Genomic DNA, 14,871 nt, shown 5'->3' on the forward strand with positions numbered 1-14,871 from the left:
ACTCCTCGCGGACTCAGACACCCCACACCTCCAGGTCAGCTCCGATTTTGCGGTAGGGATCCGCGAGGAGGGCGGTGGCGAGTCGGTGGCCGTCGATGAAGGTCACGGGCACATGGCGCGCCAGAGTGTCCCGCAAATCCTCAGCGCGCTGTTCGTTTGAGGCGGCGGAATTGGCCATCGCCGTCAGCGTGATCGGGTGCTGCGATCCCCATCCCTGGATCTGGCCGCAGCCTTCCAAGATCACCTCGTCCTCCGTGGTGCGCTCGTATTCGAGACCCTGTTCCAGTTCCGTGGCGCAATTGTTGCGATTCATCCTCGCGACCAGGGTGTAGCGGTGGTCGGCACCGAAGACTTCCTTCAGCTGGTGAACGGCCTTGTTCGCCTGCTTGATCGCCTCATCCGGCCGGCCGCTGTCGAGCAGGTAGAGCGCGAGGTTGCTTCGGCAGATGGCGGTGAAGGGGTGGTCGCGGCCGAACACCGCCTCATAGTGGCCGAGCGCCCCTTGCGCGTAATCGGCCGCGTCGCCGGGCCGCTCCAAGGCGTGCAGACCCGCGGCGACGGCAAGGCGACATGACATGGTGCGCGGCTGTCGGTCCCCCCACTGCCGTTTGAACGCGATGTGCGTGTCCTGGAGCAACTCCAGGCCGCTCGTCGCCTCGCCCGTCCGGACCATGGTCATTCCCAGGCTCTGCAGCGTCCACAGCGTCAAGTGGGAGTCGGCGCCCAGGAGTCTGCGCAGGTGGTTCCTGGCCAGTTCCAGGTGCTCGCGGGAGCTGTCGAGCTTCCCCGCTTCCCGGTAGTAGGTGCCGATTCTGGCGTACGACCGCCAGGTCTGCGCGTTGTCCACCCCCAGCAGTTGCCGGCGGATGTTGAAGGTGGACTGATCCTGGCGCACGGCGCTCTCGGCCGACTCCATGTAGAACTTCGAGAGCGCGAGGTTGCCGGACGCACTGAGCGTCTCGTTGTTCTCCTTGGTGATGGCGCGGCTCAAGCCGGAATAGGACCGCTGGTCCTCCTCGAACGCCTCCTGAAACTTGCCGACCGCGCGTAGGTCCGCCGCGTAGCCGCGCCCGTCCAGCAGGGCGTACGTGTCCCTTTTGTCGCGCTGCCGCTGCACCATCGTGGCGTGCCTGCTGAGCGTGAGCGCTTGCTGGTACTCGCCGAGCATCCTGTGGGCCGCGCCCAGTTGCGACTCCATGCGCAGCACCGACGTGTGATCCTCGTCGAGGGTCTCGCGCCACTTCGTCAGAACGCCGGTGCCCAGCTCGCACGCCTCCCTCCACCGCCCTGTGAACCAGCGATAGCGGACCTGGCTCACCAGCCAGTCCCGTACCTTCGGATCCTCGCTCTCCGGCGCCTGGGACACAAGCACGTGCTTGTCGAGCTCGTCGAAGGTGTCCCAGTGGGTCCGCTCGTCGCGTTCGAGGTCGGTGGGCACCATCGAGGCCAGGACGCCGAGGGCCTCGGCGCGAGTCCTCTCCCGCTCCTCCTGCGTCATCCAGGCGCGCACCAGGTCCTGCACCACCCGGTGGATCTTCAGCATCTTGCCCGTCGGGTCCAGGACGGCGAGGGCCGGCAACGTCAGTTCCTTCAGTACGGCCCGCAGCCGGATGGCGTCGTGCAGGGCGGGTTCCTGCTCGGCGAGCAGAGCCAGCATTCCCGGCGACTGGACGACCTTCATGCCCACGCCGTCCTGGGACATGAAGGAGCAGAGGTCCAGCAGCTTCGCCGCCGCGGGTGACCGTTCCCGCAGAGTGCGGTACGGCCCCCCATAGACATCGCTGAACACCTGGTATTCGGGTGGCAGTCCGTTGACAGGCAACGCTGTGCCGCTGCCCAGATCGCGAAGGTAGTCCTCCATGGGCTGGGGCAGCGCGTTGAGGGCTGCCGCGGCTGCCTCCTCGAAGAGCGGGAGGTGGCCCGCACGAGTGGCGAGGAGGCACAGATCCGTGTCGCTGTAGGAGGGCAACAACTGGCTGAGCAGGTCGAGGCTCTCCTCGGGTGTGAACACATCGACCACGTGCGTGTTGTCGTACTGCGACCAACTGGGACTGCTGCGCGAGGTGATCAGGACATGGCCGGTGCCGCCGGTGGGGATGAAGGGATCGACGGCTTCCGGGCTTTCTGCCCCATCGAACACGAGCAGCCAGCGGGGGCAGTGCCGGCCCAGCCGCAGGTCCTCCAGCAACGTCTCCCGGTCCTCACCGGTTCTGGAGCCCGGGGACCGCTTGTTGGCCTCCGCGTTGACCGCCTTCGCCAGTGCGGTGAGCGATGCCGTGATGGTGCTCGGCTCCGAGGCGGGGATCCACCACACCAGGTCGTACTCGGAGGCGAAGCGGTACGCGTACTCCAGTGCGATCCTCTGCTTGCCCACGCCCATGGGTCCGGTGAGCACCTGCGGAATCGACCGATTCGCCGCTCCGGAATGGAATCCCTGTCGCAGCGCCCTCATGATCGGCACACGCGGGGTGAACACGGTGCCGGGATGGGGTACCTGCCAGACGTCGGGCCGTCGGGCGGGGAAGCGCGGACCGTCCAAGGAGAACGGCTGCGCCTCACTCGCGTCGCGCAGTCCGAAGCGCTTCAGCAATGCGCTGCGGGCTCCCGACTCGCTCAGGTTGGTGAGGTTCGCGGGGTTCGGCAGGTCGTCGTCCTGTGACGGCAGCGGGGCCTCGCTCACCCGCAGGGCGATGATCTGCGGCGTCTCGACGTTGCCGACTCGCGCCCCCGCTATGATGCGCTCGACCTCCTGGCCCACCGGGCTGCTGTGGAGCTGTGGCGAAAGCAGGAGGAGCAGGTAGTCGCTGTCGGGGAGGTCCTCGTTCACCTGCGGATAAACGATCTTGAAGCCCGCCGGGGTGAGTTGGGCGCTGATCCAGGCGGCCCACAACTGATCGTCCGGGGCATGCAGCATGGTGACGGTCTGCGGATTGGTGGACCTGACAGCAAGATACTTGCGGCTGTACAGCTTGCGCTCAGCGGCGGAGACCGGCTTGAAGCCGCCGACCTCACCGCCGGTGATACGGCTGGCGAAGCGTACGTACTGTTCGAGAACGGTGTGCGCGTGCCGCGGATTCTCCTCCATCACGGCGAGTTCCTCACCGTAGGCGAAGTAGGCACGGTAGGGGATCTGTACCTCGCCCCAGTAGGCGTCGAGTTCGTCCTCGTCGTCGATGCCGAGGAACGGGTCGAGGACGCGCCGGGCCTCCCCCATAGCGCGGTCGAGCCGTTCCTTCTCCGCCGCGTCGATCCGCATGGGCAGCGTGTGAAGCTCGATCGGCCTGGAGTGGCGCGTGATGAGCTGGGCGATCCTGCCCGAGCCTTCGATGGCCTGCCGGTTCATGGCCAGACCGACGACCACCGTGTCGGGAAGCACGAGAGTGCAGATCCCTGCCCCGTCGGAGAAGCCGGTACGACTGTCGATCAGGATGTAGTCGTAGTCGCTGTCCCGCATGCGGGCACGGAGCGCTTCGAGGAACTCCAGCCCTTCTTCGCTGGTCTGGAACCGGCCCCAGTCGAAGTCGTGCAGCCTGTTCGCGTAACCCTCGTCCAACCGGCCGGGGCCGATGTAGTCCAGTCGCCCGCACTCCGGGAAGGAGTAGTTGATCCCCACCCGATAGCGCTCGAAGTTGGTGTGCTCCGCGTGCAGTTCACGCAGGTCCTCCGGGGCGTTCTCGCTGTCGTTGGCCGCCTCGGCGAAGGCCGAGAACATGTCGAGGATTCCAACTCCGTACCGGAGGTCGGGAGTCGGGAGGAACTCCTGGTAGTACAGATGGAGTCCGGGCGCCTCCAGATCCCAGTCGACGACCAGCACGGACTTCCCGGCACTGGCCATGATCCAGGCGGTGTTGGCCAGCGCCATGGTCCGGCCTGAGCCGCCTTTGAAGGAATAGAAAGTGATGATCTTCGCCTGATGACTCGACGTGCTCATCCCCCGCCCCACAGTCCTCCGGAAACCCCGCTCAGCAGGGGAGGCCACGGGCCGTCGCCTCGCTTGATCCAGCTGGCCCGCTCCTGACGCCGGCGGGTGAGCTGCTCGGAAGGGCTCTCCCGGAAATGCTCTCCCGGGGGCGGCCACGCGCCCAGCCGCGACTGCCCGTCCGCGACGGTATCGGCCAGTACCCCGGCCACGGTGTGTGCGAGTGACTGGGCTGTGCCTGCCTCGTGCTTCGGCACGCCCAGGGCCCATACTGGGGTGCGCGACAGGCTTTCACGCAGCCGGCCGGCATTCAACCAGGTCTCCTCGTCCTGGCGGGACAGCACCACGACGACGGCGAGGACGCAGGGCGCCGATTGCGCCAACCGGTCCCACAACGCGGGGACCGTGGCCGAACTCGCCGTCCACGGATCGATCAGGACCAGCAGGCCGCGACGCTCGTCGGCGCCGGGACATCCGCCCGTCACCCCTTCGTCGGGTGATACGACGGCCCCCGGTTCAATGTCGTAGTACCGCAGCACCCGGTTCACGACCGAGACCGCGGTCTCGTCCGTCTCGGGTAAGAAGGGACGCCACTGCGCGGGCGTGGACCCGTAGGTCGCCACAGACGAGCGCACCGGTTCCATCGTGGTCCGATCACCAGCGACCACTATGACGACGACCTCGCGAGCGGGCTGCGCCGCGAGTACGGGGCGACCGGGTGCCGTGCGGGGTGGAGGCGATCGGTCAGGGGCGACGGACACCCGCTCATGCGGAACCGGCCGGCCGGGGCCGAACCGGAGGGGCACCGTACGGCTCGCGGACTCGCTCATCGGTACCAGCGGTTCGGCCGCCGCCCGGATCAGACTCCGCGCCACCTGGCGGACGAGCGCGCGGTATACGTCTGCGGCCTGCGGATCCCGCTGGAGTTCGAGCGCTCCGGGCCCCTGATAACCGTATCGCGAGTCATCGTTGATGATCACTCCGGTATTGGCGACCACTTGGGGCAGTGCCAGGCCCTCCGGCCGCCAGAGGACTCCGACCAGCGACGGGGGTGCCTCCCCGGTCTGCCGCTCCCGACGGTCCATTCGCTCCCGGAACACCGACCACTCCGAGGCGCATTGGGCGTCCGTCAGGTAGTCCGGCGAGTAGAGCACCAGCATGGATCGGCAGTTCAGCACGTCGGCATCGGGCACAGCGGCAGGCTCCGCGTACTTGAGCCGGCCATCGGCGGCCGAACCCGAGCCCGCCAGGCTGTAGATCTCGTTCTGCACGTCGAAGTGGAACCGTTGGACCGGGCCTCTGTCTCCGGTCGAACTGGCATAGCTGGTGTAGAATAATGGCCTCACCACACCCCCAAGGGCCTCCCCGAACCGCTCACTACCGGTCTGTTCTGTCGACCCATCGCGGCGGCACCACCAGCACGGCCTGCGAAGATCACACGCCGAAGCAACGGCCGGTTTCCCCGGCGCTGCCACGTTTCAAGTCTAATGTGATATCCCCCAAGCGCGCCTTGAAAACACGTCATTTGACTGTGGCTCATCCGAATGAGCGATCCGCAGCCGCTGACCACCGGGTCCGGTGCCGCCGCCTCGCACTATCGATCAATTGCCCAGCCTGGCACGGATGTGCCCGATCAGTGTGAAGAGATCACGACAGTAGACCGAGGGGTTGGCGAAGCCTCGCCCTCGACCATGGCGGTGAGCGCGCGTTCCACCTCCGCAGATGCCCACCACCGGGCACTGGCGGCACGCGTCACACAGGGTCTGAGGTCCGTATTCCGGTGCTTCCGGAAGCGCGAGCACCGCATCGAAGGAATGGCCGAATACGTCGCTGTGAGAGTCGGCCGCGCCGTCGGCGACCGCCTTCAACGAGTCCGTCCACCCGATCGTGCCGTCCGACTCGACCACCACGGCTGCGGCCGGCAGCGCGCCCACGGACTCGCTGCCACCGCTCGCACCGCCCGTAAGGCACAGCGCGATGATCGCGTCGAAGAGTCTCACGCGCACCGGCCGGCCATCCAGCCGCCACCGGTCAAAGACCGCTGCGAGCCAGTCGCCGTACGGGGCGTCCGTACCGCCGCCGCCTGGCGCGGGGTGATCCCAGGTGGCCTGTGGCAGCAGGAAATCGATTGCGGGCGGGCGGTGGGCGACGAGGGCATCGTAGGTGCGCACCGGATCGTTCGCCGTGTCCACGGTGCACAGCAGGCCGTCGAACAGCGTTCTGTAGCGCGGGAGTTCGAGCAACGTCAGGGCTTGCCGAGTGCCGGTCCAACTACTGGTACGAGCGGTTGCGGGGGCGTCCGGACGCCGCCGGCGGTGCCGGTGCCGGTCCTGCGCCTCACGGTCGCCGTCAAGGCTGACGCCCACGTGGATGTCGTGCCGAAGCAGGACGTCCAGCAGGGCCTCGTCGACGAGGAGCCCGTTGCTCTGCATGACCAACTGGACCCGCCCGCCGGCTTCGCCGACCGCACACCGCACGGACCGCGCGAAACCGGCGATGACGTCCGCGCCGGCGAGCAGCGGCTCACCCCCGTGCAGGATGACGCGCGCTACGGGCAGCCGGTGACGGCTCACGTGCTCGGCGATCCTGACGATCAGTTGCTCTCTGACGGCCGCCGGCATGGTCTGCGGACGGCCGCGCCAGCCTGTGTCCCGTAATTCGTAGATGTAGCAATAGTCGCAAGCAAGATTGCACCGGCTGTGCAGCTTGACGACGAATTGGTCAAAGGCGCCGAGCGTCACCCCGCCGACCGAGCCGGGTAATACCCGTGGCATCGGCCACGATCCGGCGGGAGGAGTGCACATCTCAAAGGTCGGCCCCAACTCTCGATGGCGTACCCCCGTATGCGACGCCCCGCCGACCAGCGTGCTGACGGCGGCAGATGCCATGGCAAACGCCGGTAACGGATGCTTGCGCGACCGCTCCACCGATCCCCCCCAGAGTTGTCTCCCACAATCTAGAGAGGTCCGTTCGTTTCGAGTGAGGTGTCAACTGGCCAAATTACGGGGACTTTCGGTTACGGCTCCAGGAGGATGGCACAGTGGACGGGAACGCAGGGGGACGGCAGCATGGCCTACGACTTCATCACGAGCTTCGCCGCCAGGGAGAACGAGGCCTATGCCGCCCGGTTCCACGAGGACTTGGTGGGGAAGCTCCGGGCCCTCACCGGGACGACGGTCCGCGCCGCCATGTGTCCGGGTCGTCCGCAAGACCGCCCGGACGCGTCACCGGCGGCCGAGGCGGCGGTGATGGTCTCGCTCTGCTCCAAGCTGTACTACGACGACTGCGACTGCGGTCGTGACTGGTCCACCTTCGAACAGCGGCTCAGCCGAACGCCTGACGAGCGGCGGACGGACGCGAATGCCGCGCGCGTTCTCGTCCGCTGGCAACCGCCTTTCGACCCGCCTACGGGTCTGCCCAGGGCCTCCGTGGGCGACAAGGGGCTCACCTCGCTCTACGCCCTCAAGGGTCTGCGCGGCATCATGGATGTATCGGGCTGGGAATCCGCGGACTACCGCGCGGCGCTGGACGAGATCGCCGCGTGCGTTCTCGCCGGGCGCGCGACGGGGCCGGCCCCACTGCCGCCGGGTGAGCAGTTCTTACCGCTGGTCGCCTTCCCCCAGCCACGCCCCGCAGTCCGCCCGTCGTCCATCCCGCCGCAGGCCCGGAGCGGCGACCAAGTCGCCCGCGAACCGCGCATCTTCATCTCCTACGCGCACGAGGACGACGGCGTCCACGCCGAACAGGTCAGTGTCTTCTGGCAGATGCTGCGCGCCGAGGGCATCGACGCGCGGCTGGACCAGCCCGCCGCGCGGGCGCCACAGGACTGGCCCCAGTGGATGCAGAACGAGTACCGGAAGGCGGACTTCATCGTGGTGGTCGCCTCTCCCGCCTACAAACGCCGGGCCGAGGGCACCGAGACAGAGGGGGTGGGCAGGGGGGTGGCCTGGGAGGCGCGTCTTCTGCGGAGGGAGATATACGAGCACCCCACGACCTGGTATCTACGGATACTCCGGGTGATCCTGCCCGGTACCCGCGTCGAGGATCTGCCGGACTTCCTGGGCGGTCACGACGTCACGCACTACGCCATCGATCCGGCGATACCCACCGACGCTGAGTTACTACTGGACTACCTCAAGTCACGAAAGGGCTAACGGCTGTGACCAGGATGTGGTGGAGCAGGCGGTGGTTCCGCATCGCCGTCTTCACAGTCGTCGGCGGCGGAGCGGGCGCGGCGCTCTACGGGCTCAACAGGATCGACAGCGGTTACGCCCTGACGGCCGTCGGCGCGGCACTGGGCGCGATCGCCGCGGTCGGGGCCGACTTCTACCGCAGAACCGCACGCCTGACCGAGGTTCGGATCAGCGTGCCGCAGTTCAGCGAGCTGACCTTCGTGGTGAACGACGAGACCGAGCAGGTCTCGTGGCAGCTGTTCATAGAGTCGGCCACCCGGACAGCTACCCAAAAGCTCGATGACGGAGAGGGGTTGATACGTGAGGCGCTCAACTCGCTCTATAGTCTCTTCGCCACCACGCGGGAGATTCTCCGAAATACCCGGCCCTCCCGGCACACTGAGGGCCTGACCGTCGAGTACCTGGCGGTGAGCCTGCTCAACCGTGAGCTGCGGCCCTTCCTGTCCAAGTGGCATCCGCGGCTGGCGGAGTTCGAGAGCGCGCACCCCGAACTCCCCGAAACCGCATGGCCCCTGGCGCAGGACTGCCGCGCCGAACTGGACCACCTGCGCACCGCCACCCGTCAGTACGTGCTGGGGTTCGCCCAATTGGCGGGCGTGCAGAACCCGGAGCTGATGATCGGCGGCCTCGACGTCGTCGGGCTGCAGGCGCCTGCGCCGGATGCGGAAACCGACGCGGCAGCGGAGGCGCGCAGGGGCTAGCGGAGGAGTCTGCCAGGCAGCGCACTGCCTGCGACGGGTCCCGGTCGTCAAGGACGAAGAGCCGAACCCGCCGTCAATCTCCCAGGCCACCGTCTTCCAGGTCGGGCAAACGACGGACAGACCCCTGACCAGGCAAAAAGAAGAGCCTCCTGTCGGATTCGAACCGACGACCTTCGCTTTACAAGATCCCTCAGGGCAGGCGGCTGACCTGCGGTGATGCGGCCGATGTGCCGCTGACCAGCGGAAATGGCGCTCACCTCTTGCCACTGGTTCGCACGGGCTTCCGCACCCATGGGTGCTGCATCCGTGCTGGACAAGCAAGCACTCAGGCGTACGGCAGCAGCGTCGCAGTGTCAAGGTCGAAGCCGAATGGCGTGGGAATGTGGAGGCTTTCACCGAACTCAGCGTCCTCGCGACGGTGGTACTTGCGGCCGTCGGGGAGGCTGAAGAGCGTGACGGTCTTCAGCCTGGCGTCCACCACGAGATACAGGGGAATTCCCATCACCGGGTAGTCCCTGACCTTGCCCACCCAGTCGTTCTCGGGGTTCGACGGCGAGACCAACTCGACGGCGATGGCCGCGGTCTCCGCAGGGACCTGGTTGTCGGTGGTCTCCAGGACGGCGGCCGGCAGATAGGTCAGGTCGGGATTGCGGCTCTTGCCCACGCTGGGGGACACAAGGTCCGTGTTCTCGCTCGGCACCAGATCACTCGGGCTGTGCGCGTCGAACTGGCGCCTGACCACCAGGAGATTGCGCTGGTGGATGCCGGAGGGGCCGACCATCATGACGATGGTGTCGCCCGAGATCTCGGCCTTGAACCCTTCCGGCAGACTCCTGCGGGCCTCGTCGAGGAGTGCAAAGTGCTGCGGGTCCATGCTGCAGTGCCTCCCAGGAGCGAGCCGCCTCGTCTCCAAGACTATCGGGCACCTACCGCCCAGGAGGACTGACAGCGTCCGCTGAGACCAGAACTGAGACCGCCGACACCAAAGCGGCCCGCTCCCGCCAGCGCCGCCACGTCCGCTGAACGCAAAACCCCAGCTCAGAAGACATCTGGGCTGGGGTTTAGGTGGAGCCCCCTGTCGGGTTCGAACCGACGACCTACGCTTTACAAGAGCGTCGCTCTGGCCAACTGAGCTAAGGAGGCGCGAAGAGCAGTGTAGCGGGCGGGGTCGGGGGAGGGTGGGGAAAAAGTGGGTGGGGGGCTGGTGACAAGAAGGGGAACGTGCAGGTAGCGTCACCGGGAGTCCGTGGGATGCGGACTGGAGACCACTGAAGCGGCACCAAGAGAACTGCTTCCTTTACTCGGATCGTCCGGCACGTTCCTGCCGGTGAAGGGACTGCGTAACAGTCATGGCTACAGTCACGTTCGACAAGGCGACCCGGATCTACCCGGGTGGCGACAAGCCCGCGGTGGACGGGCTCGACATCGAGGTCGGGGACGGCGAGTTCCTCGTGCTGGTCGGGCCTTCGGGTTGCGGCAAGTCGACCTCGCTCCGGATGCTCGCGGGGCTCGAGGACGTCAACGCCGGATCGATCCGGATCGGTGAGCGGGATGTCACGCACCTGCCGCCGAAGGACCGCGACATCGCGATGGTGTTCCAGAACTACGCGCTGTACCCGCACATGACGGTCGCCGACAACATGGGCTTCGCGCTCAAGATCGCCGGCGTCAACAAGGCGGAGATCCGCAAGCGGGTCGAGGAAGCCGCGAAGATCCTGGACCTGACCGAGTACCTGGCGCGTAAGCCGAAGGCGCTCTCCGGTGGTCAGCGGCAGCGTGTCGCGATGGGCCGCGCGATCGTCCGGGAGCCGCAGGTCTTCCTGATGGACGAGCCGCTGTCGAACCTCGACGCGAAGCTGCGTGTGCAGACCCGTACGCAGATCGCCAGCCTGCAGCGCCGGCTGGGCGTCACCACCGTCTACGTCACCCACGACCAGGTCGAGGCCATGACGATGGGCGACCGCGTGGCGGTGCTCAAGGACGGTCTGCTCCAGCAGGTCGACAGCCCGCGCAACATGTACGACCGGCCGGCCAACCTCTTCGTGGCGGGCTTCATCGGCTCCCCCGCGATGAACCTCATCGAGGTCCCGATCGTCGACGGCGGCGTGAAGTTCGGCAACGCGCTGGTCAACGTCGAGCGTGACGCGGTGCAGGCGGCGGCCGACAAGGGCGACCGTACGGTCACCGTCGGCGTGCGTCCCGAGCACTTCGACATCGTCACCGGCGAGGGCGACACCAAGTCGCTGTCCAAGGACGCCCCGGCCGGCCTGGCCGTGACCGTCAACGTCGTCGAGGAGCTGGGCGCGGACGGCTACGTCTACGGCTCGGCGAAGGTCGGCGACGAGGACAAGGACGTCGTCATCCGCGTCGGCGGCCGCGCGATCCCCGAGAAGGGCTCCGTGCTGCACGTGGTGCCGCGCGGCGGCGAGACCCACGTCTTCGCCACCTCCTCCGGCGAGCGCCTCAGCGACTGACGCCGCGAAGCGATACGGCCGGGCGGTACGTGGCTTGCCACGTACCGCCCGGCCTTTTCACGTGGCCGCGCGGTGGCCCCCCGCGCCGTGGCAGCGCCGTGGTCCCGCCCAGGCCGGCTCGCGGCCTTCCGCACCGGTCGCACCGGTCGCATACATACGCATAACCGGCCTTTCGGGTCCGTTCGTCAACACCGAACACCCCCGCAGGCGATTTCACTCCCTCGGGAGAGTGACTAAATGTCGCCAAATCATCACCAGTCGCTACGATCCGATGCGTGAACCAGGTAGCTCGCCGTCTCGGCAAGACATTCGCGCTCGTTCTCCCGGTCGTTCTCGTGCTGTCGGGAACGCTCGCCGTCACCCGCGTCCCGTGGGCCGTCTCCTCCTCCGACGCGCAGGTGCTCACCGCCTCCGCCAAGAGCAGGCAGGAAGTGGCCGCGGAGACCGCCGCCAAGGCGCCGCAGGAGGCGCTGCGTACGCGGCTGCTGGCCGAACTCCAGCAGAAGGACCCGGGGGTGGCACTGACCGACCTCCAGATCGCCATGGCCCGCCAACCGTCGCTCGCCAAATACTGCGCGTCCATCGCGCGTTCGCTGGGCCGCGCCGCCGTCGCCAAGTACGACGGCGCCACGCAGCGCGCCCAGTCGTGGTCGCGGCCGGTGTGCGACACCGCCTTCGCCACGGGCATCGCCTCGGTCGGCTGACCCCGGCCGGAGGAGGAGGCGGGGTGCGGGCCGCGCCCCGCCTTCCGCGTCGGCGGGCGTCGCATAAGGTCGCCGCATGACGCACGACACCATTGCGCACGAGGTCAACCCGGTCACGCAGGCCGTCATCCTGGCGGGAGGCCAGGGTTCGCGGCTGCGCCCGTACACCGACGACCGGCCCAAGCCGATGGTCGAGATCCCGGGCACGGGCACGCCGATCATCGGCCACCAGCTCGCGTGGCTCGCCGCGGAGGGCGTCACCGACGCCGTCGTCTCGTGCGGGCACCTCGCGGAGGTCCTCCAGGACTGGCTGGACAGCACGCCGCTGCCGATGAAGGTGACCACCGTCGTCGAGCACGAGCCGCTGGGCCGCGGCGGCGGCCTCAAGTACGCCGCCGCGTCGCTGCCGCGCCCCGAGGAGCCGTGGTACGCCACCAACGGCGACATCTGGACCCGCTTCTCGCTGCGCGACATGGCCGCCTTCCACGAGGAGCGCGACGCCGTCGCGACGCTCGCCCTCGCCAGGCCGCGGATTCCCTGGGGCGCCGTCGAGACCAACGAATTCGGGCAGGTCCTGGACTTCATCGAGTCCCCGCCGTCGCCCTTCCTCATCAACGCCGGCGTCTACGTCTTCGCGCCCGGCTTCACGGCGATGCTGCCGGACCTGGGCGACCACGAACGCACCACCTTCCCCCGCTTGGCGCGGGAGCGCCGGCTGGCCGGCTACCCGATCCCGCAGGGCGCGTACTGGCGGGCCATCGACACGGCCAAGGACCTCCGCGAGGCGGCCAGGGAACTGGGCGCCGCGCCCGTCTAGTGTGATGCGCCCCGCGTCCGCGTCAGCGCCTGGCGGCGGACCGCCCCTCGCGGCTGCCCCTCGCGGCCGGACCTCGTGCCTTGCCGTGCGCCGGGGCTCGGCGCGCAGTTCCCCGCGCCCCGGAAGGCCGCCCCTCGCCGGCCGGTTCACAGGGCAGTACGACCAGGCCCCGCACCGACGCGAATCCCCGCGCCTTCGCAAGGCGCGGGGACAAGGCGCGGGGACGCGGGGATTGCCGGGGCGGGACGGTCAGGCCGTCGGCGCCGGGGATGTCGGCGGAGGGCCGAGCAGAGGGGCGCCGAGGAGGCCGCCGATGGCGCCCTGCGGGGGCTTGGCGGGCGGCGGCGGAGGCGGCGGGGCCGCCTGGGTCGGGGGGGCCGGGGGCGGGGACGGCGGGGGCACCGAGTGGTGTCCGGGGGTGCCGGAGGAGTGGCTGGCGCCGGACGTGGACGTGTTGCCGGGTGTGTGCCTGGGCCCGGGGGCCGTGGTCGGCGCCTGGGTCGGCGCCACCGCGTCCGGCTGCTTCTTCTTGGCCTTCGCCGACGTCGTCGGCGACGGTGCGGTCGGCGTGGAGTCGCTCCCGGATGCCTCGGGCAGCGGCAGGCCGGGCAGGTTGTTGACGGGCGGGGCCGTCGGGCCCGCGGGGCGCTGCTCCGGGGCGGTGGTGGCCCTCACCGCGGCGCCCAGCACGGAGCCGAGCAGCAGGGTGCAGCCGACGATGACCGTACCGAGCACCGTGCCGCGGCGCAGGACGTAGCGGCGCAGGTCCCACAGGCCGACCCGCGGGCCGAGGCGGCGCCAGGCGTCGCCGGCGAGCTTGCCGTCGATGGAGTAGACGGGGGCGCCGGCGATGATCAGCGGGCTCCAGGCGGCCAGGTAGATGAAGTCGGGGGCGTCGTAGACCGGGACGGTGCGCCAGCTCACGGTGACGAGCAGCGCGACGGACAGGGCGGCGCCGAAGGCCGCGGCGACCCGCTGCCACAGGCCGCAGACGGTCAGGACGCCGACCACGACCTGGAGGAAGGCGATGCTCAGGCCCGCGCCCACCGGGTGGTTGAGCGCGGCGTCGCGCAGCGGTTCGGCCGCCGCCCAGGGGTGCAGGGAGGCGAGCCAGGTGACCATGGAGCCGCGCTCGCCGCCGTCGAAGTAGACGCGGTCGCACAGCTTGCCCATGCCGGCGTAGATCGACACGAAGCCGAGGAAGATGCGCAGCGGCAGCAGCACGATGCCGAGGTTCATCCGGCGGTGCGGATACCAGGCGTGCTTGACGAAGTCGCCGTTGCTCTTGCGCGGCCTGCGCTCGGCTTCGGCGTCGCCATATGCGCCGCCCTCGCCATATGCGCCGCCCTCGCCATATGCGCCGCCCTCGCCGTACGCGCCGCCGTCTTCGAAGGCGCCGCCATGTACGTTGCCGCGACCGCGTACGCCGCCGCGCCTGTGCGCGTCGCCGTGGTAGCCGACCGCCGGCTCGTCGTCGTACGCGCCGCGCGCCGGGCGTACGCCGCGGAGCAGGCCGGTGGGGGCCTGGCCGTTGCGCGGCCCGACGACGGTCGGCTTGACCGGCGGCAGCACCGTGGTGTCGTCGATACGCGGCAGCACCTGGGTCGCGCCGCCGTCGGCGGTTCCGGCCCGCCTCACCGCTTGCAGGAGCTCGCCGGCCAGCTGGTCGTCGGGCTCGGTGCGGCCGGACCACACGACCGGCGCGAGCTTGCGGCGGCCGGGGGCTCCAGGGGCGCCCGCGTGATGCGGGGCCGCGATGCGGCTGGTGTCGCCGAGGCCGAGGGAACGGGCCGAGGTCCGTCCCAGCTGCACGCGGAAACTCGCATGGGTGACGATGACCTGGGCGGGATCGCTCGGCACCCGTGTCATCGTCATGACCGACTCGTCGAATCCGGGCGTCCCTCCCCCCGTGGAGGGGTGGGGTGTTCTGGTGTCCACACTCATCTAACCGAGTGACGGACGTTTAGGACACTGCCTGACATGGGCCTCGATGTCCGAGACGCGTCAATCGAGCCGAGCCCGTATGATGCGCTCCCGCAGGTCCTGACGGCCGGCTCGCACCG

General features: G+C 68.8%; 10 protein-coding genes and 1 tRNA gene. 5 read left to right on the forward strand and 6 right to left on the reverse strand.

Annotated features, from left to right (window positions below; genetic code table 11):
• Positions 1–13: 13 nt before the first annotated feature.
• The 3 genes from fxsT to OG900_17655 form a co-directional block, all read right to left on the reverse strand.
• Entirely contained in the window at positions 14–3,931 is a 3,918-nt protein-coding gene (gene fxsT / locus OG900_17645; GenBank protein ID WUH91756.1) for an FxSxx-COOH system tetratricopeptide repeat protein, read from the reverse strand.
• The gene (fsxC, locus tag OG900_17650; protein ID WUH91757.1) at positions 3,928–5,394 is read right to left on the reverse strand and encodes an FxsC protein; all 1,467 of its coding nucleotides are present in this window, start codon (positions 5,392–5,394) and stop codon (positions 3,928–3,930) included. Before fsxC ends, fxsT begins: the two co-directional genes overlap by 4 nt.
• Before the next feature lie 126 nt (positions 5,395–5,520).
• The gene (locus tag OG900_17655; protein WUH91758.1) at positions 5,521–6,660 is read right to left on the reverse strand and encodes an FxsB family radical SAM/SPASM domain protein; all 1,140 of its coding nucleotides are present in this window, start codon (positions 6,658–6,660) and stop codon (positions 5,521–5,523) included.
• A gap of 327 nt (positions 6,661–6,987) precedes the next feature.
• Here OG900_17655 and OG900_17660 point away from each other — a divergent pair, with 327 nt between their 5' ends.
• Positions 6,988–8,073 (forward strand): toll/interleukin-1 receptor domain-containing protein, encoded by a 1,086-nt coding sequence (locus OG900_17660; protein ID WUH91759.1) that lies wholly within the window; start codon positions 6,988–6,990, stop codon positions 8,071–8,073.
• Between the two features lie 5 nt (positions 8,074–8,078).
• Positions 8,079–8,813 (forward strand): hypothetical protein, encoded by a 735-nt coding sequence (locus OG900_17665; GenBank protein ID WUH91760.1) that lies wholly within the window; start codon positions 8,079–8,081, stop codon positions 8,811–8,813.
• A gap of 325 nt (positions 8,814–9,138) precedes the next feature.
• On the opposite strand, the gene OG900_17670 is transcribed toward OG900_17665, so the two are convergent.
• Positions 9,139–9,687: a Uma2 family endonuclease gene (locus tag OG900_17670; GenBank protein WUH91761.1), complete on the reverse strand. Its 549-nt coding sequence runs from the start codon at positions 9,685–9,687 to the stop codon at positions 9,139–9,141.
• Positions 9,688–9,879: 192 nt separating this feature from the next.
• Positions 9,880–9,956, reverse strand: a tRNA-Thr gene (locus tag OG900_17675).
• 206 nt (positions 9,957–10,162) lie between these two features.
• On the opposite strand from OG900_17675, the gene ugpC reads away from it, so the two are divergent.
• From ugpC to OG900_17690, 3 genes are all read left to right on the forward strand, one after another.
• Positions 10,163–11,287 carry a sn-glycerol-3-phosphate ABC transporter ATP-binding protein UgpC gene (ugpC, locus tag OG900_17680; GenBank protein WUH91762.1) on the forward strand — a complete coding sequence of 375 codons (1,125 nt, stop codon included), beginning with the start codon at positions 10,163–10,165 and terminating at the stop codon, positions 11,285–11,287.
• A gap of 275 nt (positions 11,288–11,562) precedes the next feature.
• Positions 11,563–11,991, forward strand: a complete 429-nt coding sequence (locus tag OG900_17685) for a hypothetical protein (GenBank protein WUH91763.1) — start codon at positions 11,563–11,565, stop codon at positions 11,989–11,991.
• 76 nt (positions 11,992–12,067) lie between these two features.
• Entirely contained in the window at positions 12,068–12,808 is a 741-nt protein-coding gene (locus OG900_17690) for a nucleotidyltransferase family protein (protein WUH91764.1), read from the forward strand.
• A gap of 249 nt (positions 12,809–13,057) precedes the next feature.
• Here OG900_17690 and OG900_17695 read toward each other — a convergent pair whose 3' ends face one another.
• Positions 13,058–14,752: a DoxX family membrane protein gene (locus tag OG900_17695; GenBank protein WUH91765.1), complete on the reverse strand. Its 1,695-nt coding sequence runs from the start codon at positions 14,750–14,752 to the stop codon at positions 13,058–13,060.
• Between the last annotated feature and the right edge of the window lie 119 nt (positions 14,753–14,871).

The organism is Streptomyces sp. NBC_00433, assembly GCA_036015235.1.
In the GTDB taxonomy this organism is placed as follows: domain Bacteria; phylum Actinomycetota; class Actinomycetes; order Streptomycetales; family Streptomycetaceae; genus Actinacidiphila.

Bases quoted from the DNA above. Each gene is read 5' to 3' on its own strand.
- OG900_17695 (WUH91765.1), bottom strand. From the start codon at position 14,752: ATGAGTGTGGACACCAGAACACCCCACCCCTCCACGGGGGGAGGGACG.
- fxsT (WUH91756.1), bottom strand. From the start codon at position 3,931: ATGAGCACGTCGAGTCATCAGGCGAAGATCATCACTTTCTATTCCTTC.
- OG900_17660 (WUH91759.1), top strand. From the start codon at position 6,988: ATGGCCTACGACTTCATCACGAGCTTCGCCGCCAGGGAGAACGAGGCC.
- ugpC (WUH91762.1), top strand. From the start codon at position 10,163: ATGGCTACAGTCACGTTCGACAAGGCGACCCGGATCTACCCGGGTGGC.
- OG900_17690 (WUH91764.1), top strand. From the start codon at position 12,068: ATGACGCACGACACCATTGCGCACGAGGTCAACCCGGTCACGCAGGCC.
- OG900_17670 (WUH91761.1), bottom strand. From the start codon at position 9,687: ATGGACCCGCAGCACTTTGCACTCCTCGACGAGGCCCGCAGGAGTCTG.